The following is a 23,012-nucleotide window of genomic DNA, read 5'->3' on the forward strand; positions in this document are numbered from 1 at the left end:
ACCAGGCTCCTGGCGTCGCCGGACCGGGTGAAATTCTTCCCTCATGCTGAGACATATCAACAGATCTTTCTCAAGTTAATCCGCTGGTAGGTCAGCATAGGCAGTGTCGGGCGCTTGGACCGTTTGCAGCTGGCCGTCCAATAGGGTGAGCAGACGCAAAATCGCCCGACACGCCGTGCGTTCACGCAATTTTGCATCTGCTCGCCGCCTTGGTTACCGGATCGGAAGTCCGGTCAGCGCCCTCGAAATCACCAGGCGCTGGATCTCACTCGTGCCCTCGAAGATCGTGAAGATCTTTGCGTCGCGGTGCATCCGCTCTACCGGGTAGTCGCGGGTGTAGCCGTTGCCGCCGAGGATCTGGATGGCCTCGTCGGTGACATAGACCGCGGTCTCGCTCGCCACCAGCTTGGCCATCGAGCCCTCGGCGGATTCGAAGTTCTGGTTGTTGCGCGCCATCCACCCGGCGCGCCAGACCAGCAACCGCGCCGCGTCGATGCGGCTCTTCATGTCCGCCAACTTGAACGCGACCGCCTGGAATTCACCGATCTTGCGACCGAATTGCTCACGCTGGCAGGCGTATTCGAGGGCATACTCGTATGCGGCCCGCGCTACGCCGACGGCCATTGCCCCGACGGTGGGCCGGGTGCGCTCGAAGGTCTTCATCGCGGCCTGTCCGCCCGCTGAAGCGCCGGATTTCACCCGAGCGATCCGTGCTTCGAACTTCTCGCGGCCGCCGAGAATCGCGTCCTCGGGCACTCGGACGTTGTCGAGCACCACTTCGGCCGTGTGCGACGCGCGAATTCCGTGCTTCTTGAACTTCTGACCCTGAGCCAGCCCATTGGTATCCGGCCCAATCACGAATGACGCCTGGCCGCGGGTACCGAGTTCGGGATAGACCGAGGCAACCACGATGTGCACGTTGGCAATACCACCGTTGGTCGCCCACGTCTTGGTCCCGTTGAGCACCCACTCCCGAGCGGCCTCGTCGTAGCGGGCACGGGTACGGATGCCACCGACGTCAGAACCCGCGTCGGGCTCCGACGAGCAGAACGCACCAAGCTTGGGTTCGCCGGCAGTGCCGAACATTTCCGGCAGCCAGCGCCCCAGCTGCTCGGGAGTTCCGTTGCCCGCCAAGGCCGCTGCGGCCAGCCCGGTGCCCATGATGGACAGTGCGATGCCGGCATCACCCCAGAACATCTCCTCGAATGCGACGAGCATGCCCAGCCCGGTCTCCTCAGCGGCTTGCTGCGCAAAGAAGTCGGGCGAGTAAAGGCCCACTTTCGAGGCCTCTTGGATGACCGGCCAAGGGGTTTCCTCTCGTTCGTCCCATTCGGCCGCGGCGGGACGGACGACCTCGGCCGCGAACTGGTGCACCCAATCGCGGACCTCGATCACGTCGTCGCTCAGTTGTAGCGAATAAGTCACAGTTCTGCTCCTGAAATAGGTTGGTGTTTAACGGTATAGCGGCCCAGAACGCTGATGGTCTGGTTGACCCAGGCCTCGAAGTAACGCTCGTCGTCGATGTTGCCGGGGGAGCGACCGGTCAGCGCTTGCAGCGTGGCGGCGTAGGACAGCGAACCGATTGCGACGGCTGCGATGGCTTCGGGATCGGGGATACGGGTGCGGCCGGAGCTATTCGATCTCTTCAATTCGTCGGCGAAGCGCTGATAGGCGTTGTCGGTGATGACCTGCCAAGTCTTCTCGTCCAGATCGCCGAGCTCGTCCGGCTCGCGCAGCATGACCTTCAGCAAGTCCTCGCTCTGCTTCAGGTTGTTCCAGATCAGCCGGCCCGCGGTGCGCACCGCGTGTTCTACGCTGCCCGGCTCCTCGGCGTCGTACTGCTCGCGGGCGGACACAATGCTGTCGATCCGGTACTCGACTGCCGCTTCCAACAATTCGCGCTTCGAGGCGAAGTGCTTGTAGAGCGCACCCGAGCCCGGCGCCAGGCCTGATGCCCGTTGGATGTCAGCCACCGACGCCGCGGCGTACCCCTTCTCGGCGAAGAGCTTCAGTGCTGCAGCCAGCAGACGATCACGTCCCCCAATAGACCTTGTGGCCATGGTGAGAGAGTACTCACTCACCGCAGGAAAAGCAAGCCGCGCTCGTTGCCGCCATTACAGAGCCAGTGCAGACTCGGCCACCAAGCGCCGACCGAAGAACCGTGCAGAACTACAACGCTTTAGCGGGCGCGTCGCACTAGGCTCGCACCATGGCAATCCCGCGACTTTTCCTGGAATGGCCCGTCGTCCGTCAGCTGCGTTCGGGGGATGTGCTCGGCCGCGGACCGGCGGTCACCTCCAAGCAGACTCGCGCCATCGCCCCGCGCACGTCGACGGCCGACCGGGTGGTGCAAAGCGTTTGCCCATACTGCGCGGTCGGCTGCGGGCAGCGGGTATATGTCAAGGACGACAAGGTCGTTCAGATCGAGGGCGACCCCGATTCGCCGATATCCCGCGGCCGGCTGTGCCCCAAAGGCTCGGCCAGCGAGCAGCTGGTCAACTCGCCGGGGCGGCAGATCAAGATGCTGTACCGCGCCCCTCGCTCTACTGAATGGCAATCGCTGGATCTCGACACCGCCATCGACATGGTGGCCGATCGCTTCGTCGAGGCCCGCCGCCATACCTGGCAGGACATCGACAAGAAGGGCCATCCGCTGCGGCGCACCATGAAGATCGCCGCCCTGGGCGGCGCGACGCTGGACAACGAAGAGAACTACGTCATCAAGAAACTCTTCACCGCCGCGGGTGCGATCCAGATCGAGAACCAAGCCCGTATTTGACACTCCGCCACGGTTCCCGGTCTGGGAACCTCCTTCGGGCGCGGCGGCGCCACCCAGTCACTGCAAGACATGGCCAACTCGGATTGCATCGTCATCCAGGGCTCCAACATGGCCGAGTGCCATCCGGTCGGCTTCCAGTGGGTCGAAGAGGCGCGAGCCAAGGGCGCCAAGGTGATTCACGTCGACCCGAGGTTCACCCGTACTTCGGCGGTGTGCGACAAGCACATTCCGATCCGGGCCGGTTCCGACGTGGTGCTGCTGGGCGCGCTGATCAACCACGTGCTCACCCATGACCTGTGGTTCAAGGAATACGTGCTGGCCTACACCAACGCGGCGACGTTGATCAACGAAAACTACCGGGATGCCGAGGATCTGGGCGGCCTGTTCTCCGGCTTCGACCCCGAGACCGGCCAGTACGACCCGTCGACGTGGGCTTACGCGGAGCAGGACGCCGATCACGAGCACGGCGGCAGCGCCTCGGACCGTGCCGCGGGCGATATGCACGGCAGCGGTGGACCGCCGCTCCCGCATGCCCGTGTGCTGCGCGACGAGACGCTGCAGCATGCGCAGACGGTGTTCCAGATCCTCAAGCGGCACTACGCCCGCTACACGCCCGAGATGGTGCGCGACGTTTGCGGCATCAGCATCCGAGACTTCGACTATCTGGCCCGGACGATCGTCGAAAACTCCGGCCGCGACCGCACCACCTGTTTCGCCTACGCCGTGGGGTGGACACAACACACGCTGGGTGCCCAATTCATCCGCACCTCAACGATTTTGCAGCTGCTGCTGGGTAATGTCGGGCGACCGGGCAGCGGCATCATGGCGCTGCGCGGCCACGCCACCATCCAGGGCTCCACCGACATCCCGACGCTGTTCAACTTGCTACCCGGCTATTTGCCGATGCCCGTGGCCGGCGTCCACGACACCTTCGCCGAATACGTGGAGGCGGTCGGGCCGAAGAACCAGAAGGGGTTCTGGGCCAACGCCGACACCTACATCGTCAGCCTGCTCAAAGCCTGGTGGGGCGAGGCCGCGCGGGAAGACAACGACTGGGCCTACGACTATTTGCCACGGATCGACGGCCCGCACGGGACGTATCAAACGGTCATGTCGATGCTGGAAGACGACGTCGACGGATACTTCCTGCTGGGCCAGAACCCGGCCGTCGGATCGGCGCACGGCCGCATGCAGAGACTGGGCATGTCGCACCTGAAGTGGCTGGTGGTCCGTGACCTCAACCTCATCGAGTCGGCCACCTGGTGGAAGGACGGTCCGGAGATCGCGTCCGGCGAGCTGCGCACCGAGGACATCGAGACCGAGGTGTTCTTCTTCCCCGCGGCCACCCACGTCGAGAAATCTGGGTCCTTCACCCAGACGCAACGGTTGGTGCAGTGGCGGCACAAGGCGGTCGAGCCGCCCGGCGACTGCCAGAGTGAACTGCAGTTCTTCGTCGAGCTGGGCAAGCGAATCCGTGCGCGGCTGGCCGGTTCGGCTGACGAACGCGACCGCCCGCTGCTCGATTTGACGTGGGACTATCCGGTCGACGAGCACGGCGAGCCAGACCCCGAATCCGTGGTGGCAGAGATCAACGGCTACTACCTGACCGGGCCGAACGCCGGCCAGACCGTGCCCGGCTACACCGAATTGCGCGCCGACGGTTCGACGTCATGCGGCTGCTGGATCTACTCCGGGGTGTATGCCGACGGTGTCAACCAGGCCGCGCGCCGAGTGCCACACGGCGGTCCGAGTCCAAGTCAGTCGGAGTGGGGCTGGGCGTGGCCCGCCGACCGTCGCATCCTCTTCAACCGCGCGTCGGCCGACCCCGACGGCAAGCCGTGGAGCGAGCGCAAGAAGTTGATCTGGTGGGACGAGCAGCAGGGCCGCTGGGTCGGTGACGATGTGCCCGACTTTCCGGTGGACCGCGACCCGCACGCCCGGCCGGACCCGGATGTCGGCGGACCGGACGCCCTGGCGGGCGATGACCCGTTCATCATGCAGGCCGACGGGAAAGGCTGGCTGTTCGCCCCCAAGGGCATGGTCGACGGCCCGCTGCCCACGCATTACGAACCGCAGGAGTCGCCGATCGCCAACCCGCTCTACCCGCAACAGCAGAACCCATCGCGAATCGTGTTCCCGCGCAAGGACAATCTGAGTGCACCGAGCGCCGATGAACCCGGAGCCGAGGTGTACCCATACGTATTCACCACCTACCGGCTCACCGAGCATCACACCGCGGGTGGGATGAGTCGATGGCTGCCCTACCTGTCCGAGTTGCAGCCCGAGATGTTCTGCGAAGTCTCTCCTGAGCTGGCCGCCGAGCGGGGCCTCGAACCCTATGGCTGGGCTACCATCATTTCGCCGCGGGCCGCCATCGAGGCCAAAGTGCTTGTCACCGAACGTGTTACGCCGCTGGTGATCGGCGGCCGCACGGTGCACCAGATCGGGTTGCCCTATCACTGGGGCGTCGGAGGCGACGCGGTGGTGAGCGGTGACGCTGCCAACGACCTGCTCGGTGTCACCCTGGACCCGAACGTGCAGATTCAGGAGTCCAAGGCCGGCTCGTGTGACATCCGGCCCGGTCGCCGCCCACAGGGCGAGGCGCTGCTGCGCCTGATCGAGGAGTATCAGTCGCGGGCGGGCGTGACCGTCGAGACGGGCAACGCGCGCGTCACCGAACCGGAACGGGAGGGCTGATGGGGCAGCTGGCTGGACCGACCGATCCCACCACCGACGCGCGGTGGCCAGATCCCAAGCCGCGCAAGGGTTTCTTCACTGACACGTCGATTTGTATCGGCTGTAAGGCGTGCGAAGTGGCCTGCAAGGAGTGGAACCGCAATCCGCTCGACGGCGAGCTGGAGTTGCTGGGCTCGTCCTACGACAACACCGGGCACTTGGGTGCCAGCACGTGGCGGCACGTCGCGTTCATCGAGCAGGGCCGCGACCGCATCGAGCAGGCGCGGGAATCCGGTCGCGCGCTGGTGAACCTGGGTATTCCGAAGCTGCCTGGCCCGCCGGATGCGGTAGACACCAAGCCGCCCGACACTCCGGAGTTCCGCTGGCTGATGGCCTCGGACGTCTGCAAGCACTGCACGCACGCCGGCTGCCTGGATGTCTGCCCGACGGGCGCGCTGTTCCGCACCGAGTTCGGCACCGTCGTCGTGCAAGACGACGTGTGCAATGGGTGCGGCACCTGCGTGGCCGGTTGCCCGTTCGGCGTGGTCGAACGCCGCAGCGACGGGACCTACACGACGCCGGCCCAGCGGTCGGATCGGCCGGCCGAAAAGTTCGTCACCGGCGTCGCGCAGAAATGCACGCTCTGTTACGACCGGCTCGTTGAAGACCAGACACCGGCCTGCGCAAAGACGTGCCCCACGACGTCGATCAAGTTCGGCAACCACGACGAACTGGTGGCGCAGGCGCGCGAACGGGTCGCCGAATTGCATGCGCGGGGGCTCACCGAGGCCCGCCTGTACGGCGCCAACGAGCACGACGGCGTCGGCGGCACCGGGTCGGTCTTTCTGCTGCTGGACGAGCCGGAGGTCTACGGCCTGCCACCCGACCCTCGGGTACCTACCGCCGACCTGATGCAGATGTTCAAACGGGCCGGCATGGCCGGGGCGGGCATGATCGCGGCGGCGGCGCTGGCTTTTTTGTCTTCGGTCAATAAGGCGAAGCGCCGGTGAGCACCTCGGAGTTCGACAGCTTACGACCGCCGCAAGCCGGCGGCGGTCGTCGTAAGCGGGGGAAGCGACGCCGCGACGAGACCCTGATGGTGCCCGAGGCGGAATTCACCAGCTATTACGGACGTCCGGTGGTCAAGCCGGCACCTTGGGGACACGAGGTCGGGGCCTACCTGTTCCTCGGCGGCGTGGCCGGCGGGTCGGGTCTGCTCGCGGCCGGTGCCCAGCTCACCGGGCGTCCGGCACTGCGCCGCAACGCGCGGCTCTCGGCGCTGGTGGCGGTGATACTCAGCGCGGCCGCCCTGGTCAAGGATCTGGGCCGGCCTGAGCGATTCGTCAACATGATGCGGACCGTCAAGCTCACGTCGCCGATGAGCCTCGGCTCGTGGATTCTGAGCGCCTTCAGCGCGGGTATCGGCATTGCCGCGGCGGCTGAGGTAGATCGTCTGACGGGCGAGCGAATTCCATTGGGGCCCTTACGTCCTGTACTGCGGACGGTCGAAGGGCCCGCCGGTTTGGAGGCGGGCCTGTTCGCGGCACCGCTGGCGGTCTACACCGCGGTGCTGCTCGGCGACACCGCGACCCCGACGTGGAACGCCGCCCACGAGGACCTGCCGTTTGTCTTCGTCAGCTCGGCCAGCCTGGCCGCCTCAGGCCTGGCGATGATCACCACGCCCGTCGCCGAGACGGCTCCGGCGCGGCGCCTCGCCGTCCTCGGCGTGGTGGGCGACCTCGTCGCGACCAAGGTCCTGGAACGCCGGATGGACCCGGTGGCCGCAGAGCCGCTGCATCACGGTGGCCCGGGCCGGATGCTGAAGTGGAGCGAGCGGCTCGTCATCGCGGGCGGATTGGGGACGCTGCTCGGCGGCCGGCATCGTGCCGTCGCGGTGGCGTCCGGCCTGGCGCTGATGGCGGCGTCGGTACTTACCCGGTTCGGCGTGTTCGAGGCGGGGCTGGAGTCCGCCCGCGATCCGCGTTACACGATCGAGCCGCAGAAACGCCGGCTGGCCGCGCGCCGGGCGGCGGGCATCACCGACGACTCGATCACGACCGCGGGCTGAGCCGTCGAGCGTGGGGTTTATGCACGCTGAATCGGCCCTGGCCGTGCGTTAAGCCCACACTCGGCGCGGGCTTCAGCGCACTTGGATGCCCTCACCGGCCACGGTGTGGCCGATGACCGGATAGCCGGGTAGCTCGCCGACTACCAGCAGGCCGCCCGAGGTCTGCGCGTCGGCCAGCAGTAGCAGGTCGTCCTCGGCGACATTGTGCCGTAGCTGCGGGCGTACCCAGTCGAGATTGCGGCGGGTGCCGCCGGAGACGAACCCGTCGCGCAGCGCCTCGCGCGCGGCATCGATCACCGGCACGGCCGCGCGTTCGACGACCGCGCCCACCTTCGAGGCCCGGCACATTTTGTGCAGGTGTCCGAGCAGGCCGAACCCCGTCACGTCGGTGGCGGCGCGCACGCCGGCTGCCAGCGCAGCGGTGGCGGCGTCGCGATTAAGTTGGGTCATGGTCGCGATCGCCTCTTTGAAGACCTCGCCGGTCTGCTTGTGCCGGTTGTTCAGGAGTCCGACACCGAGCGGCTTGGTGAGGGTGAGCGGCAGACCCGGTTCGGCGGCATCGTTGCGCAGCAGCCGGTCGGGATCGGCGACTCCGGTTACGGCCATGCCGTACTTGGGTTCCGGGTCGTCGATGGAGTGGCCGCCGATCACCGGACAGCCGGCCTCCGACGCCACCGCCAGGCCGCCCCGCAGCACCTCCGTCATAAGCTCCAATGGCAGCAGGTCGCGCGGCCACCCGACAAGGTTGATGGCCACCACCGGACGCCCACCCATCGCGTACACGTCGGAGAGCGCGTTTGCCGCCGCGATGCGGCCCCAGTCGTAGGCGTCGTCGACGACCGGCGTGAAGAAGTCCGCCGTTGACAGCACCGCCAGGTCGCCGACCAGCACCGCGGCCGCGTCATCGCCGTCGTCGAGCCCGACGAGGACGTTCTCGCTCGGCTGCCCGACCAGGCCGCGCACCGCCTCCTCGAGTTCGCCGGGCGGAATCTTGCACGCGCAGCCGCCGCCGTGCGCATACCCGGTGAGCCGCGTCTGGGACATGGGCCGAGCGTACGTGCCCGCGAAAGTGCAACTACCGACGGCGCTACTCGGGAAACGAGTCGCCAATCGCACTTCCGCGGTGCTGGAAGTTAGGTTTACCGGTGGAGGCGTTTGGGTTCCTGGTGGGCCCCCCGGTCTTCAAAACCGGTGAGATCGAGCAGCTCGGTCTGGCGGGTTCGATTCCCGTCCGTCTCCGCGACTCCGCCTAGGGCGACGAGGAGGAAAGTGACGCAGGTGGACCCGCGCCGCCTGATTCCGCGTACGGATCAGTTGCTCGCGCTGCCAGCGGTGCAGCGGGCACGGGTGCGGCTGGGCGAACACGTCGTCAGAGCCGTGGTGCGCGAAGTTCAAGCCCAGGCCCGTCGCGGCGACCTGGCGCCCGACCGGGTGCAGGACGGGGTGCTGGCGTCCCTGGCCGCGCGCACGACCACGTCGCTGCGGCCGGTTCTCAACGCCACCGGCGTCGTCGTGCACACCAACTTGGGCCGTGCGCCGCTGGCCGCGGGCGCTGTCGAAGCGCTGGTCGAGGCGAGCGGCTACGTCGACGTCGAACTCGACTTAGCCACCGGCACCCGCTCTCAGCGCGGCGTCGCTGCGCGCGAGGCGCTGCTCATCGCCTGCCCGGCGGCCGAGGACGCGCTCGTGGTGAACAACGGCGCTGCCGCGCTGGTGCTGGCGACCACTGCCCTATCGGCCGGGAAGGAGGTGGTGGTGAGCCGCGGCGAGCTGATCGAGATCGGCGCCGGATTCCGGCTGCCCGACCTGATCGCCTCCACCGGTGCCCGGCTGCGTGAAGTGGGAACCACCAACCGCACGCATCTCAAGGACTACGCCGAGGCGATCGGCCCGCAGACCGGGTGCGTGCTCAAGGTGCACCAGAGCAACTTCCGGGTGGAAGGATTCACGGCAACCGTCACGCTGCCCGAGTTACGGCTGTTGACCGCCGAGCGGGACGTGCCGTTGGTCGCCGACCTCGGCAGCGGACTGCTGGCGCCCGACCCATTGCTGCCCGACGAGCCCGACGCCGCCACCGCGCTGTCCGAAGGTGCCGACGTCGTCACCGCCAGCGGCGACAAACTGCTCGGCGGGCCGCAGGCCGGCGTGGTGCTCGGCCGCGCGGACGTGGTGGCCCGGATGGCACGCCATCCCCTGGCGCGTGCCGTGCGCGCCGACAAACTCACCCTCGCCGCCCTGGAGGCGACCGTCCGCTCAGGGATATCGCCAGTAACGCGGTATCTGCACGCCGACTCCGAACGGCTGCGCGTCCGGGCCGAGCGGCTGGCCGCGGCGGTCGGCGCGTCCGTCGTCGCACACGACGGGCGAGTCGGCGGCGGGGGAGCGCCCGGCGTTCCGTTGCCTGGGTGGGCGGTACGGCTTCCGGAGTCCGCCGCCGCCCTGCTACGCGCGGGCGATCCCGCCGTGCTGCCGCGCGTGCACGACGGTGCCTGCCTGCTGGACCTGCGGTGTATACCCGAGTCCGACGATGATCGCCTGCTGGCCGCGGTGCGCAAAGCGTTGGGTGCAGATCCCTGAGCACGCACGTCATCGCTACCGCCGGTCACGTGGACCACGGCAAGAGCACCCTCATTCGTGCCCTCACCGGTATGGAGCCCGACCGGTGGGAGGAAGAGCGCCGCCGTGGCTTGACCATCGACCTCGGGTTCGCCTGGACCACCCTGCCGTCGGGCCGGTCGATCGCTTTTGTCGACGTGCCAGGCCATCAGCGGTTCCTGGCCAACACGCTGGCCGGCCTCGGTCCGGCGCCGGTGGTCTGTTTCGTCGTCGCCGCCGACGAGGGTTGGCGGGCACAGTCCAGTGACCATCGAGATGCGCTCGCGGCGTTGGGAATTCGTCACGGCCTCATCGTGATCACCCGTGCCGACCGGGCGCCCGAGCGCGGGACGGCGGTTCTTGCGCAGGCGCGCGCGGAGTTGGCCGATACCGGTCTGCGAGATGCTCCCGGGGTGATCGTGTCCGCGGTCGACGGCACCGGGCTGGCCGAGTTACGCGCCGTCATCGACGACGTCCTGGCTCAGGTGCCCCCGCCCGATGCCGCCTCGCGGTTGCGGCTGTGGGTGGATCGGTCGTTCACCATCACCGGCGCGGGCACCGTCGTGACCGGGACGCTCGCTGCCGGGACCGTGGCTTGCGGTGACCGGATGGACGTGCTGGGTGCAAAGCACATGCGCTCGGCGGTGATCCGGGGTCTGCAGAGCTGCGGCGAGCCGCATACAACTCTCGGACCGGTGGCGCGGGTGGCGCTGAACCTGCGCGGCGTCCCGCGCGATGCAATCCACCGCGGCGACGCCCTGGTCACTCCAGACGCCTGGCCGAGCACCCGCATCCTCGACATGTGCCGTACTACCGGCCGCCCGTTGACGGAGGTCGCCACACAGGTCGTCGTGCACGTCGGGACAGCGGCCGTGCCCGCGCGGCTGCGACCTTTCGACGACGATCACGGGCGGCTGACGCTGGGTAGAGCGCTGCCGTTGGTTCTGGGTGACCGGCTGGTGTGGCGTGCGGCCGGCAGTGCCGGAGTGCTAGGCGGCGCACAGGTGCTCGACGCCGATCCACCGGCGCTGCGCAGGCGGGGCGACAGTGCGCGCCGGGCCGCGGCGCTTGCTGTGATGGACGCGGGCGGCGACGTCGCGGCCGAGGTGGCCCGCCGGGGTGCGGTGCCGGAAAGCCACCTGCGCCGACTGGGGTTGTTACCGGCGTCGGTGCCCGCCAAGGTGCGAGTGGTGGGCGGCTGGTGGGTGCATCAGCCGGCATATGCCGCATGGCGGCAGCGACTGCGGGCAGCGGTAGACGAGCTGCATGACCGAGATCCGTTGGCTGGCGGGCTGTCTCGGGGAGCAGCTCGTGACCTGCTGGCCCTGCCCGACGAGGCTCTGCTGGAGGCCGTCGCGCGCGACGCGGGGCTCGAGCAGGACGGCGGCCACATCCGGGTGGCCGGTGCTCGTGGCGAGCTGGGCCAGGCCGAAGCGGCGGTGGGTGAGCTGGAAACCCGGCTGGGGGCCGAGCCGTTCCGCGCGCCGGAGGCCTACGAGCTGTCGGAACTGCACCTTGGTGCTCGGGAACTGGCCGCGGCCGAACGTGCCGGCCGTGTGCTGCGGCTGCGTGACGGCGTGGTGCTGCTGCCCACCGCACCTGCGCTGGCGATGCGGGAGCTGGCGCGGCTCGAGCAGCCGTTCACCACAAGCCAAGCGCGGCAGGCGCTTTCCACAACACGGCGGGTCGCGATCCCATTGTTGGAATACCTGGACGGGCGCGGTTGGACGCGTCGATTGGATGCCGGCCACCGCGAGGTAGTGCGGTAGATACGCCGAGCAGACGGAAAATCGCCCAAAAACCCATGGTATTGGGCGAATTTGCGTTCCCCCGCAAGCGGGAGGTGCCCCCAGCTCGCCAAACGACAAAGATTTGGATTCGCTATGCACCCCGCCCGCCAAGTTGACCGGGCAGTACAGCGCCCATACCTTCGGATGGAGGGGCGAGGCGTTTCTCAGCCGGACAACGAAGTCCGGGCCGCGTGTAAATGCCAGTGCGCCAAGAGGTTACATCGACCTGCCGCAGCCTTGACAGTGGTTTATCGCAACGTCCCCTACTACCAACGAGGGAGCGACCAATGCAGCACGCCTATGCGGCGGGCGACCAAGGCGTCGAAGACAACCGCACGTCGCGAATTGACCGCGTGCGCTCGGTGATTCGCCACGACCTGCCCGCCTCGCTGGTTGTCTTCCTGGTCGCGCTCCCGCTGTCACTGGGAATCGCCATCGCCTCGAACGCGCCGGTGCTCGCCGGGCTGATTGCCGCGATCGTTGGGGGCATCGTCGGCGGAGCCGTCGGTGGATCACCCTTGCAGGTCAGCGGGCCCGCGGCCGGCCTCACCGTTGTCGTCGCCGACCTCATCGCCGAGTTCGGCTGGGGAATGACGTGTTTCATCACCATGCTGGCAGGCATCATGCAGATCCTGTTGGGGCTCAGTCGCATTGCACGAGCCGCGCTGGCCATCTCACCGGTCGTCGTGCACGCGATGCTGGCAGGCATCGGAATCACGATCGCACTGCAGCAAACCCACGTGCTGCTCGGCGGCGAGTCACAAAGCACGGCTTGGGAAAATGTCACCGGTCTGCCCGCACAGGTGCTCGGCGCGCACCGGCCCGGTCTCATCCTGGGTCTGCTGGTGATCGCCATTATGGTCCTCTGGCGCAAGGCCCCTCGCCGACTGGCGCGCATTCCGGGGCCGTTGGTCGCCATCGTGGTCGTGACGGTCGTCTCGGTGCTGTTTCCGTTCAACGTGTCTCGCATCAGGCTGGATGGCTCGATCCTGCAGGCGATACACCTGCCGACGCTGCCCCATGGAAACTGGGGAGCTGTCGCCATCGGAGTAATCACCGTCACGCTCATCTGCAGCGTCCAGAGTTTGCTGACAGCGGTCGCGACCGACAGGATGCACAACGGACCGCGCACCGACTTGAATCGCGAACTGATCGGGCAGGGCGCCTCAAACCTGGTGTCGGGCGCTGTCGGTGGGCTGGCCATCGCCGGCGTGATCGTCCGAAGCTCCGCAAATATCAACGCGGGCGCCAAGACCAGCGCGTCGACGATCATGCACGGGTTTTGGGTGCTGGTCTTTGCGCTGCCTTTCGCGGGGTTGGTCGAACGGATTCCCACCGCAGCGCTGGCCGGCCTGCTGATCGTCATCGGAATCGAGCTGCTGAAACCGGCGCACATCGAAACCGCCTTGCGCAACGGCGATCTCGCCGTCTACGTGGTGACCGTAGTCTGTGTCATCTTCCTGAATCTCCTGCACGGAGTCATGATCGGGCTGGCCCTCGCCATCGCGATGACCGGATGGCGGGTGATACGGGCCAGGGTGCAGGCCGAGCAAGTTGGCCACGAGTGGCATGTGGTTGTCGAGGGGGCTTGCACATTCCTGGCGCTGCCCCGGCTGACCCACGCGTTGGCATCGGTGCCGCGGGGCGCGACGGTCACCGTCGACCTGTCGGTCAACTACCTCGACCACGCTGCACATCAGGCGATCAGCGACTGGGAGCGGCAGCACGTCGCTGCCGGCGGAACGGTCCGGATTCTCGGCGGGTTGCAGACGGGCCGCCTCGCCCATCGGGCGGTACAGGACCTGCTGGAGCCCCAAGCACCGGCGCCGGCCGAAGTCGAACGCAACCCAGCCCGGTCGACGTTGGTGTCGGAGCCAACTTAACGAATACCGATCCCCGAGGCATCGGCGATTTCGGTGGCCTTGCGCACCACGGCATCGATGCGCGCGACGGTGGGAGTTCCTGCCGCAGCTTTGTTTTGCGGCTCGTCCATGGCCCGGCGCATGACGCCTTCGGCGATGATCGCAAGCTTCCACAGGCCCAACACATGCCAGTACTGCAAAGCGGACCCATCGCGTCCCGTCGCTTCCAAATAGCGGCGGGTCATTTCCGCACGATCGGGAAACCCTTCCAGCGTCGACGGCGCGAAGTCACCGCCCGTCGTCTCACCGGGTTCCGGCCAGTAGGTGAGCAGGCTGCCCATGTCCGCCAGCGGATCACCCAGCGTGGAAAGCTCCCAGTCCAGCGTCGCCACCACTGCACCGGACTCGGGCGAGGTGATCAGGTTGCGCAGATGGAAATCCCCATGCACCAAGCTGATTTCGCGCTGCTCCGGGGCGGTGGCCACCAGGCGACCGGTGAGAGCGTCCAGCTCGGGTAGCTCACGCGTCTTGGACATTTCCCACTGCCCGGCCCACCGCTTGAGCTGACGCTGGGCATACGGCTTGTGGCTGGCCAAATCCGCTAGTCCGACCTCCGCAAGGTCGACGGCGTGAATCTTGGCCAACGTCGCCGGTAGGTCGAGGGCGATCTGGCGACGCTGCTGCGGCGTCAACGCGCGCGCGACGTCCATGGTGTCGACAACCAGGCCGTCGACGAACTCCATCAATACCAGCGGCACTTCTGAAAACTCCGAATCCGTTGTGGTGCCCAGTATTCGAGGTACCGGCACGTCGGTGTCCCGGAGTGCGGCGATGATTCGGGCCTCCCGCAGCACGTCGTGCGCCGAGGCCAGCAGATGACCCAACGGCGGGCGACGCAACACCCAGGCACGGTCTGCGGTATCGGTGACGCGGTATGTCAAGTTCGATTGCCCGAGGCCGATCCGCCGGAAATGCAGCGGCGCCTCGAACTCGATGCCCAGTTTCGTCAGCCATCGCGTCACGGCGTCTGGATCGAGGCCGACAACCTGCTGCACCTCAGTCATCACGCGCCCACACGATACTTGCGCAACTCCTGTTTGGCGATGGCCCGCTTGTGCACCTCGTCGGGGCCGTCCGCCAAACGCAACGTGCGCAGGTGCGCCCACGCCGTCGCGAGTGGGAAGTCGTCGGTGACCCCGCCTCCGCCGTGCACCTGGATGGCTCGGTCGACCACCTTCAGTGCGATGTTCGGCGCGGCGACCTTGATTGCCGCGATCTCCGTGCGAGCCTCCTTGTTACCGACCGTGTCCATCAAATACGCGGCCTTCAACGTGAGCAGGCGGATCATCTCAATCTCGATGCGGGACTCGGCAATCCAATCCTGGATGTTGGCATTCTCGCTGATGGGCTTGCCGAAGGTGACCCGTGACTGGGCTCGTTTACACAGCAGCTCCAGTGCGCGTTCGGCCATGCCGATCGCGCGCATGCAGTGATGGATGCGGCCGGGCCCGAGCCGGGCCTGGCTGATGGCGAAGCCTTCGCCCTCGCCCTTAAGCACGTCCTTCGCCGGTACCCGCACGTCGTCGAAATCGATCTCGGCGTGCCCTTCTCGGTCCTGGTAGCCGAAGACCGGCAGGTTGCGGCGCACGGTGATTCCAGGGGCGTCGATCGGCACGACCAGCATCGACTGCTGGCGATGCGGCGCCGCATCGGGATCCGTCTTCCCCATCACGATCAGCACTTTGCAATTTCGGTGCATCCCGTTGGACGCGAACCACTTTCGCCCGTTAAGGACATAACCGTCACCGTCGCGAACCATCGACATCTCGACGTTGGTCGCATCCGAGCTCGCCACCGCCGGCTCGGTCATCGCGAAGGCGGACCGGATCTTGCCGTCCAGCAACGGCTTGAGGTAGCGCTCCTTGTGCTCGTCGGTACCGAAGAGCGTGAACACCTCCATGTTGCCGGTATCCGGAGCGCTGCAGTTGCACGCTTCGGAGGCGATGTGGCTGCGGCCCATGATCTCGGCCAACGGCGCGTATTCCAGGTTGGTCAGCCCCGGCCCCCACTCGCGGTGAGGGTGAAAGAGGTTCCACAGTCCACGCTTTCGCGCCTCTGTCTTCAGCTCTTCCAAGATCGGTGGGTGGAAGTGCGGGTCGTCCGCTTCCCGCATCTGCTCGTCGTAGACCGCCTCGGCCGGGTAGACGTGCGCATCCATGAATTCGAGCAGATCGGTCTGGTACTGCTGGGCGCGTTCGGAAACGTCGAACAGGGACATGAGAACACCTCTGACATCCGTTGAGAAAGGGCTGCCCGCCAACTCTATGCCGACTTCCGGAAGGGCCCAGCATCACCGAGGCGCTGTCCGCCGTCAAGCACGAACGTCTCGCCCGTGACCCAGCTCGCCGCATCAGAGACCAGGAACGCAATGACCGAGCCGACGTCCTCAGGCTTTCCGATCCGCGCCAATGCGGTCGCCGAATTCAACTGGCTCTCATGCTCTTTCCACAGCGCCTCGGCCAGCTTGGTCCGGATGACACCGGGCGCGACGGCGTTGACTCGGACCTTCGGGGAGAGTTCGAGCGCCATCTGCTTGGTGAGGTGGATCAGCGCGGCCTTCGAGGCGTTGTACAGCCCGAGGTTCGCCTCGAATCCCATCCCGCCAATGGATGCCATGTTGGTGACGACGCCGCCGTGCTCGCCCATCCACGCGCTCGTCACCAGCGACGTCCACAGGATCGGTGCCCACAGGTTCACGTCGAAGGTCTTGGTGAAGCGGGCATGGTCCTGATTGGTCACCGGGCCGTAGGACGGGTTGGTGCCGGCATTGTTGACGAGGATGTCGACGCTGCCGAACTTTTCGAGCGCGATGTCGATGCAGCGCTGGGCGGCTCCTTCGTCGACGGCATGCGCGGCGACGCCAATCGCGTTGCCGTACACCTGTTCTGCCGCGGCAGCCGCAGATTCCTGTTTGCGCGACGTCAGGACGACGTTGCCTCCGGCTGCCGCAATCGCTTGTGCCGCAGCCAGTCCAATACCTCGTGAGGCGCCGGTGACGACGGCGGTTCGGCCGGTGAGATCAAGTCCGCTCATGTCACAACCCTTCTGGTATTTGCCACGTTCTTGTTTGATCAAATGCGGGTCGACGTTACGGACGCGTCGCCCACGGTATGGGCGTCGGCGCGGATGTTGTGCGTGTCGAATGCGCGGTAGGCGCGGTAGATAACGAACATCATCAGGCCCCAGGTGGACAGCGCCAAGATGTAGAAGATCGTGTGCTCCGAGTCGTCGCCTGGGATGTGGACGAAGTCGTAGATCGCGGCGATGACAATGTTGCAGGCGGTGGCGGCAGCGACCCACACAGCGTGTGCGCGCTCACCGATGTCCCACAGGCGTCCGATGAAGTAGATCAAGAACAACGAGGTGAGCGCCATCGTCACGAGGTAGAAGATCTTGCCGGGAGTACCGATTTGCGCGGCGAACTCGGAAAGGACGAAACCGACAACGGCTGCGAGGGCGAACGCGCCGACGTCCACCGCTGCGGACGGCTTGTACCGATGGGTGACCTTCATCAACCCGAATACCAAGATCAGCGTAAAGCCGATGGAGCGGGAGAACGCGTCCAGGAAGTACGCGACGTGATACATCGGGCTGTCGTGTCCGGCGTGGACGAGGCCGTAGATCAAGAAGTTGGTTCCCGACGTCCCCATGATGAGCCATTCGATGCCGAGCAGATAGTTCTGGTGGTTCCGGATGAACTTGACGCCGTACGTGAATCCGACGGCAATCATCCAGATGTCTGCGACCGCGAAGAGCAATTCTCGGATGGACACGATTTCTCCTTGGGTGGTATTTCAGGCGGTCGGTTGGGCGACGAAGCCGCGCAGTGGCGATTGTTTTTTCCCGCGGGCGGCCAGGCGGTCGGAGGCGCGGTCGGCGAGCCAGATGAGGTTCAGTGCCGTGGAATTGACCATGCCGGGCCAGAACATGCCGCCCCGATGCCAGATGGTGGCCAGGTCGTCGGCCATCGGCTCGCCCGCGATGTGATCGGCGAGCATGTGCCCGACGTACTGCGCCTGGGCGAAACCGTGACCGTTGCACGCGATTGAATACAGCACGCGGGGCGACACCTGTCCGGCGAGCGGAAGCCAGGTGGAACTCATGCCGATCCACCCGCCCCACGCCCGGCGAGGCTGCACGTCGGCGAGAGTCGGAAAGCGTTGCCGGAAGCCACGCAGCAGATCGGCGGCGAGGGTTTTCGACGGGGTACGGGCCTCGAGTGGGCCGCGGGTGGTTTCCAGTTTGCGGGTGCCGAACACGATGGTGCCCCGCGGCGTCACCCGGTAGTTCTCCATGATCATGTGCGCGGTGACCACGGGTGCGCGACTGGTCCAGCCGAGGGCGTCGAGCCGTTCGGGGGCGATCGGCTCGGTCTCCACCAGCGACGTCCACACCGGCGACACGAGTCGCTTCGGGGTGATCGGCAGGTCGCGTCCGTAGGCGTTGGTGGTGAGCAGCGCACGATCCGCGCGGACCCGGCCGTGCTGGGTTTCGACGAGTACCCCGCGCGGGCCGTCGGTGACGTCATGCACTCGCGTGTGCTCGAAAACCCTTGTGCCGGAAGCCAGCACAGCAGCGCGTAGGCCACGGACATATTTGCCGGGGTTAAGCGTGCCGCCGACACCTTCACGCATGCCGCCGAGGAAGCCGTAGGGCACACCTGCCTCGCGGCCGTCGACGAACTCGGCAGATGACCCGGCCTGTGACGCGATCCGCGCACTGCGGCGAACCTTGCGAAGCTGTCCCTTCGTGACGGCCGCCAACACGATCCCTTCCTGTTGGTACTCGCAGTCGATGGCACGGTCGGCGATGACCCGCTCGGTGTGTTCGACGGCGTGTTCGGCGTAGGCGAACAGGGCGCGCAACCGATTGCGGGAGTTCGTCATGGCCAGCAGGCCGGGATCGGCGGCCACCGAGTTCGTCACGTACCCCGCGTTGCGGGAAGTGGCACCCCAGCCGCACGTCTGCGCTTCGAGCAGCACGACGTCGGCGCCGGATTCGGCGAGTCGCAGGGCCGCCGACATGCCGCCGCCCCCGCCGCCGATGACGACGACGTCGCAGGTGATGTCGTCGGCGAGGGCGGGTTCGCCGACGATGTCCAGCTCGGCCCACCCGGTCCGCGACAGCAGGTCCATGACTCGGCCCTTAACGTGCGTCGACGGCTGCGCGGCGTGCCGTGATCGCGGTGCTCGGGCTGATCACGGCTTCGACCACCTCGTGCAGCGGTGCGCCGGCGGTGCGGGCCAGCGCGGCGTAGAACCGTTCGGGGTTCGCCCAGTCCTCGGGAGACAGGACACCGGCGGCGCCGTCGAGGTCCGCGATCGCCAAGATCATGAAGGCCGCGGTGGCCGATCCGGTGCCTGCCGCCATCGAGTCGATGGCCGTACCCGGTCCACTGACCGGCAGACGCCGGATGGACACGACCTTCTCGCCGTCGCGGATGCCGGTGACCCGGACGTAGTTGATGCCGCGATAATCGGGGTGTTTGCGACGCGCGGCCGTTGCGAGGAACTTGAGCACTTCGGATGCGGTCATCTCGCGGCGTCTGACGCTGCCCCACAGGCCGGCGAGCGCATATCGCCACACGCTGAGCGCCCCGGTCCTGTCGGTGGCGATGTCGTTGACGAAGTCGATGGCGTCGTCCATCGGGAGCCGACCGTCTTCGACGGCGACCGCGATACCGCGCATGATGCCGTTGATGGGCGGTGGATCGAGCGCGCCCAGGACGCGGATCCGGTCGGCGCCCGGCCAGCGGCGCGGCATGGTGACCGATTCGGGGTGCGCGCACTCGTAGAGGCGGTAGCCGTCGCCGAAGGAGTGACCCAGATCGAAGACGTCGTTTTCGATGAACGTCTGGTGGACGACGGACCGGCCGTTCTCCCAGGTGTGGCAGGGGCCGGCGAAGCCGCGGATCGCGTGGTCGAGGACGGCGCGACCGAACGGGACCGGTCCTTCGTCACCGGTCGCCCAGCAGACGTCGATGCGTTCGACGGTGTCCATGTCGCGGGCGGCGTCGGCGGCCATCACGTTGGTGAACCCGGGAGATGCCCCGCAGCCGATGAAGATCGGCACGCGGGCCTCGCGTGCCCTGGCGTCGAGCGCGAGAGCGGCACGGGTGCTGGCCTCGTCGTCGTCCAGGTCGAGGTATGGCACCCGCAGTTCGAGGCAGGCCTGCATGACGGGTTCGGCGGTGCGGTTGTACGGTCCGGCGCCCAGGACGACCAGCGACGCACCCTCGATCGCATTGCGCAGGGCAGCGGAGTCGAACAGGTCGAACGAGCCGACGGTCGCCGATCCGGGTGGAAGTTTCCCGACGAGCGCGTCGAGCGCCTGTGGCGCGATGTCGTACAGCTCCAACTTCCAGTCCTGGCCATCGGTGGCTGCGCGGGCAAAGCGTTCGATCGCTACCCGGCACATATCACCCGCGGCCCCGATGAAGACGATTCGCCGTGTGTTACTGCTCAAAGCCATGACCCTCTCCGTTCAGTTGGCTCTGGAATGCCCCGCTCAACTCGCGGCGGCGCGGACGTGGTGCGTGGGCGTACCGATCGAATCCGGGACGTCGAGGATCTCGTCGCGCGGGGTGCCGACACGTTCGAGGGCCTTATAGAACTGCTCCGGTTCGGCCCATTCTTCGGGCGTGAATACCCCTGCGCGGGTGGAGGACTCGTCGTCGAGTGCGACAACCATGAACGCGGCGCACGCCGTTCCCGTCGCCGCTGCCATGTCGGTGAACAGGTAGGTGCCGGGGCCACACACCGGGGTACGGCGGCAGACCACCGTGGGTATGCCATGCCGGATTCCGGTCACCTCCACCTTCAAGCCCGATTTGTAGGGGAAGGTATGGCCCACCGCCGCCAAGACAAGGAACTTGATCAGCTCGGTGCGCGTCGCCTCCCCGGTACGCACGAGGTTTCGCATTCCCGATAGGGCGTGGCGCCAGCCCTTCACACTGCCGAGCTTGTTTGTCATCAGGGCCTCCAGGAAGTCCACTGCCTCCTCCATGGGCATCTTGCCCTTCTGCACGGCCAGGCCGACGCCGCGGACAAGGCCGTTGTACGGCGCTGGATCCAGGCCGCCGAAGCAGCGAATGTTCTTGGCATCCGGGTACTTTCGCGGCAACGTCACCGGCTCCGGGTGAGCGGTCTCGTGCACCATGGTCAGCCCCAGTCCGCCGCCCAACTCCGTCCAGCGGGTCTCCAGCCAGGACTGGTGCATCACCGGCCCGCCGTTCTGCCAGGTCATGCACGGCCCGGCGGCGACGCGCAGCATGTGGTCGAGAACCGCGCGGCCGATGGATCCGCGCTCATCGCCGACTACCCAATACACATCGATGTTCTCGACGGAGTCCAATTCGCCGGCCGCATCAGCGACCAGCATGTTGGTGATGCCGGGAGACGCGCCGCAGCCGACATACATCGGCACCCCGGCCGCTCGAGCATCGTCGTGCAGAGTCAGTGCGTGCAGGGTGCTTTCGATATCGTCGTCGAAATCGAGATATGGCACTTTGGCCGCCAGACACGCCTCCATCACGGGGCCGGCGGTGCGGTTGTACGGACCGGCGCCGAGCACGACGAGCGTTGCTCCTTCGATGGCGTCGCGAAGCCCCTCGGCGTCGTACAGGTCGAGCCGTGCGGCGGTGGCCAGCCCGGCCGGCAGCCGCTGTAGCAACTGATCGAGGAGCTCGGGACGAATGTCGTAGAGGGCCAGCTCCCAGTCGCCCTCGGCGACGGCGAATCGTTCGATGGCAAGCCGACACATCTCTCCTGCGGCCCCGATGAAGACAATTCGCTTCGGGGCGCTAACTGTGGCCATCAACCCTCTCCGTTCTGTTGGTTTAGCCGAAGCCGCGGCGACGAAATGCTGCCGATCCGCAAAAACCAAACACGATTCGAATTCGAGTTTATAGCGAAGGCACCGCCCTGTCAATGTCCCGCCAGCGGCGCAAGTCCCGTTGCCGCGCCTGGCTGACAGCCGCCGCGTCGAGCGTGCAACCAGGGCGGAAAAATCGCCAAATTGTCGCCCTCAGAGCACGTTCGGCGAACTGTCTCAGTGAACGATCACGCCGCGAATGTTCTTGCCGTCACGCAGATCCTGATAGCCCTGGTTGACGTCTTCGAGACGGTATTTCGTGGTCACGAGTTCGTCGAGCCTGAGCTGGCCGGCATCGTAGAGCCGCAATAACCGCACGATGTCGTATTGCGGATTCGCGGAACCGAACAGGGTGCCGCGGATCGTCTTTCCGGTGAGGGTGAGCATGGCACCGGAGACGTGGATCGTCGCTTTTGCGGGGTCGGCGAGACCCACGACGACTACGGTCCCGCCCTTGCCGACGATATCGAACGCTGCCGAAATTACCCCTTCGTCGACGGTGCCGACGGTGACGATGGCCTGGTCCGCGCCTTGGCCCCAAGACAATTCGTTCACTTTCTCGGCCGCTGCGGCGGCATCCTCGAACGCATGTGTCGCACCGAATTTCATTGCGGTGTCGCGCTTCAGTGCTATCGGGTCGACAGCGACGACGTACTTGGCGCCGGCGTGCGCCGCCCCCTGCACGGCATTGATGCCGATACCGCCGATGCCGTACACGACGGTGATGTCGCCCGGACGAACGTTGCCGGCATAGGTGGCGCTGCCCCAGCCGGTCGGCACGCCGCAGCCGACGAGAACGGCGGTCTCGAGGGGTAGCCAATCGTCAATCTTGACCACCGAATGCTGTGAGATCGTCGCCTTCTTGGCGAAGGTCCCCAGCATGCACATCGCACCGAAATCCTGTCCGTCGCCGTGGAATCGGAACGACCCGTCGGGCATGCAACCCTCGAGAATGGTGGCGCCCATGTCGCATAAACTCTGCCTGCCGGTCGAGCAATACCGGCAGTGACCACAGCTGGGAATGAAGCTGCACACCACATGGTCTCCGGGCTTGACCTTGGTGACACCGGGACCGACGTCCTCGATAATGCCGGCACCCTCGTGGCCGCCGACGATCGGGAAACGGGGTGGCAGGTCGCCGTCGGTGAGATGCAGGTCGGAGTGACACAGTCCGGCTGCGGTGTAGTTGATCAGCACTTCGCCTTCAGCAGGACCGTCGAGGTCGAGTTCCATGATCTCGAAGGGCTTGCCCACCCCGAAAAGCACTGCTGCTGTGGTCTTCACCGGAATCTCCTTCGGGGGCGACGGAG

Annotated in this window: 17 protein-coding genes and 1 tRNA gene; 7 read left to right on the plus strand and 11 right to left on the minus strand. The window is 66.5% G+C overall.

What is annotated here, in order from left to right:
• Positions 1-213: 213 nt before the first annotated feature.
• Both A9W99_RS04505 and A9W99_RS04510 read right to left on the minus strand, forming a co-directional pair.
• Positions 214-1,425, minus strand: a complete 1,212-nt coding sequence (locus A9W99_RS04505; protein WP_067234883.1) for an acyl-CoA dehydrogenase family protein — start codon at positions 1,423-1,425, stop codon at positions 214-216.
• A complete protein-coding gene (locus A9W99_RS04510) occupies positions 1,422-2,060 on the minus strand; it encodes a TetR/AcrR family transcriptional regulator (RefSeq protein WP_067374065.1) in 639 nt (212 codons plus the stop codon). The genes A9W99_RS04505 and A9W99_RS04510 overlap by 4 nt, the downstream gene beginning before the upstream one ends.
• Before the next feature lie 149 nt (positions 2,061-2,209).
• Here A9W99_RS04510 and fdh point away from each other — a divergent pair, with 149 nt between their 5' ends.
• The 3 genes from fdh to nrfD are packed head-to-tail and all read left to right on the plus strand — an operon-like array spanning position 2,210 to position 7,523.
• Positions 2,210-5,476, plus strand: a complete 3,267-nt coding sequence (gene fdh, locus A9W99_RS04520; RefSeq protein ID WP_253869589.1) for a formate dehydrogenase — start codon at positions 2,210-2,212, stop codon at positions 5,474-5,476.
• Positions 5,476-6,465 carry a 4Fe-4S dicluster domain-containing protein gene (locus tag A9W99_RS04525; RefSeq protein WP_067374074.1) on the plus strand — a complete coding sequence of 330 codons (990 nt, stop codon included), beginning with the start codon at positions 5,476-5,478 and terminating at the stop codon, positions 6,463-6,465. The genes fdh and A9W99_RS04525 overlap by 1 nt, the downstream gene beginning before the upstream one ends.
• A complete protein-coding gene (gene nrfD / locus A9W99_RS04530) occupies positions 6,462-7,523 on the plus strand; it encodes an NrfD/PsrC family molybdoenzyme membrane anchor subunit (RefSeq protein ID WP_067374077.1) in 1,062 nt (353 codons plus the stop codon). The genes A9W99_RS04525 and nrfD overlap by 4 nt, the downstream gene beginning before the upstream one ends.
• Positions 7,524-7,595: 72 nt before the next feature.
• Here the strand turns inward: nrfD and selD are convergent, their stop codons facing one another.
• Entirely contained in the window at positions 7,596-8,567 is a 972-nt protein-coding gene (gene selD, locus A9W99_RS04535) for a selenide, water dikinase SelD (protein ID WP_067374080.1), read from the minus strand.
• A 103-nt stretch (positions 8,568-8,670) separates the two neighbouring features.
• Between selD and A9W99_RS04540 the strand changes: the two genes are divergently transcribed.
• From A9W99_RS04540 to A9W99_RS04555, 4 genes are all read left to right on the plus strand, one after another.
• Positions 8,671-8,763 (plus strand) — tRNA-Sec (locus A9W99_RS04540).
• 29 nt (positions 8,764-8,792) lie between these two features.
• The gene (gene selA, locus A9W99_RS04545; protein WP_067374083.1) at positions 8,793-10,100 is read left to right on the plus strand and encodes an L-seryl-tRNA(Sec) selenium transferase; all 1,308 of its coding nucleotides are present in this window, start codon (positions 8,793-8,795) and stop codon (positions 10,098-10,100) included.
• Positions 10,097-11,887 (plus strand): selenocysteine-specific translation elongation factor, encoded by a 1,791-nt coding sequence (selB, locus tag A9W99_RS04550; protein ID WP_067374087.1) that lies wholly within the window; start codon positions 10,097-10,099, stop codon positions 11,885-11,887. Before selA ends, selB begins: the two co-directional genes overlap by 4 nt.
• Positions 11,888-12,195: 308 nt before the next feature.
• Complete coding sequence (locus A9W99_RS04555) at positions 12,196-13,791, plus strand: SulP family inorganic anion transporter (protein WP_067374090.1); 1,596 nt, start codon at positions 12,196-12,198, stop codon at positions 13,789-13,791.
• On the opposite strand, the gene A9W99_RS04560 is transcribed toward A9W99_RS04555, so the two are convergent.
• The 8 genes from A9W99_RS04560 to A9W99_RS04595 form a co-directional block, all read right to left on the minus strand.
• Entirely contained in the window at positions 13,788-14,834 is a 1,047-nt protein-coding gene (locus A9W99_RS04560) for a phosphotransferase family protein (protein ID WP_067374149.1), read from the minus strand. The genes A9W99_RS04555 and A9W99_RS04560 overlap by 4 nt on opposite strands.
• Complete coding sequence (locus A9W99_RS04565) at positions 14,834-16,048, minus strand: acyl-CoA dehydrogenase family protein (protein ID WP_067374093.1); 1,215 nt, start codon at positions 16,046-16,048, stop codon at positions 14,834-14,836. Before A9W99_RS04565 ends, A9W99_RS04560 begins: the two co-directional genes overlap by 1 nt.
• Before the next feature lie 44 nt (positions 16,049-16,092).
• Positions 16,093-16,863, minus strand: coding sequence for an SDR family oxidoreductase (locus A9W99_RS04570; protein WP_067374152.1), 771 nt, complete (start codon positions 16,861-16,863; stop codon positions 16,093-16,095).
• A gap of 38 nt (positions 16,864-16,901) precedes the next feature.
• Complete coding sequence (locus A9W99_RS04575; protein ID WP_067374095.1) at positions 16,902-17,603, minus strand: transporter; 702 nt, start codon at positions 17,601-17,603, stop codon at positions 16,902-16,904.
• A gap of 21 nt (positions 17,604-17,624) precedes the next feature.
• Positions 17,625-18,965: an FAD-binding oxidoreductase gene (locus A9W99_RS04580; protein WP_067374099.1), complete on the minus strand. Its 1,341-nt coding sequence runs from the start codon at positions 18,963-18,965 to the stop codon at positions 17,625-17,627.
• A 10-nt stretch (positions 18,966-18,975) separates the two neighbouring features.
• Positions 18,976-20,301 (minus strand): saccharopine dehydrogenase family protein, encoded by a 1,326-nt coding sequence (locus A9W99_RS04585; protein ID WP_067374103.1) that lies wholly within the window; start codon positions 20,299-20,301, stop codon positions 18,976-18,978.
• 36 nt (positions 20,302-20,337) lie between these two features.
• On the minus strand, positions 20,338-21,645 hold the full coding sequence (locus tag A9W99_RS04590) for a saccharopine dehydrogenase family protein (protein ID WP_067374108.1): 1,308 nt from the start codon (positions 21,643-21,645) through the stop codon (positions 20,338-20,340).
• Positions 21,646-21,879: 234 nt separating this feature from the next.
• A complete protein-coding gene (locus tag A9W99_RS04595) occupies positions 21,880-22,986 on the minus strand; it encodes an NDMA-dependent alcohol dehydrogenase (RefSeq protein WP_067374112.1) in 1,107 nt (368 codons plus the stop codon).
• Between the last annotated feature and the right edge of the window lie 26 nt (positions 22,987-23,012).

It is taken from the genome of Mycobacterium sp. 1164966.3 (genome assembly GCF_001665395.1).
GTDB lineage: Bacteria > Actinomycetota > Actinomycetes > Mycobacteriales > Mycobacteriaceae > Mycobacterium.

Coding starts and splice junctions, on each gene's coding strand:
- A9W99_RS04510 (WP_067374065.1), bottom strand. CDS start 2,060: ATGGCCACAAGGTCTATTGGGGGACGTGATCGTCTGCTGGCTGCAGCA.
- A9W99_RS04525 (WP_067374074.1), top strand. CDS start 5,476: ATGGGGCAGCTGGCTGGACCGACCGATCCCACCACCGACGCGCGGTGG.
- selD (WP_067374080.1), bottom strand. CDS start 8,567: ATGTCCCAGACGCGGCTCACCGGGTATGCGCACGGCGGCGGCTGCGCG.
- A9W99_RS04555 (WP_067374090.1), top strand. CDS start 12,196: ATGCAGCACGCCTATGCGGCGGGCGACCAAGGCGTCGAAGACAACCGC.
- A9W99_RS04560 (WP_067374149.1), bottom strand. CDS start 14,834: ATGACTGAGGTGCAGCAGGTTGTCGGCCTCGATCCAGACGCCGTGACG.
- A9W99_RS04565 (WP_067374093.1), bottom strand. CDS start 16,048: ATGTCCCTGTTCGACGTTTCCGAACGCGCCCAGCAGTACCAGACCGAT.
- A9W99_RS04570 (WP_067374152.1), bottom strand. CDS start 16,863: ATGAGCGGACTTGATCTCACCGGCCGAACCGCCGTCGTCACCGGCGCC.
- A9W99_RS04580 (WP_067374099.1), bottom strand. CDS start 18,965: ATGGACCTGCTGTCGCGGACCGGGTGGGCCGAGCTGGACATCGTCGGC.
- A9W99_RS04585 (WP_067374103.1), bottom strand. CDS start 20,301: ATGGCTTTGAGCAGTAACACACGGCGAATCGTCTTCATCGGGGCCGCG.
- A9W99_RS04590 (WP_067374108.1), bottom strand. CDS start 21,645: ATGGCCACAGTTAGCGCCCCGAAGCGAATTGTCTTCATCGGGGCCGCA.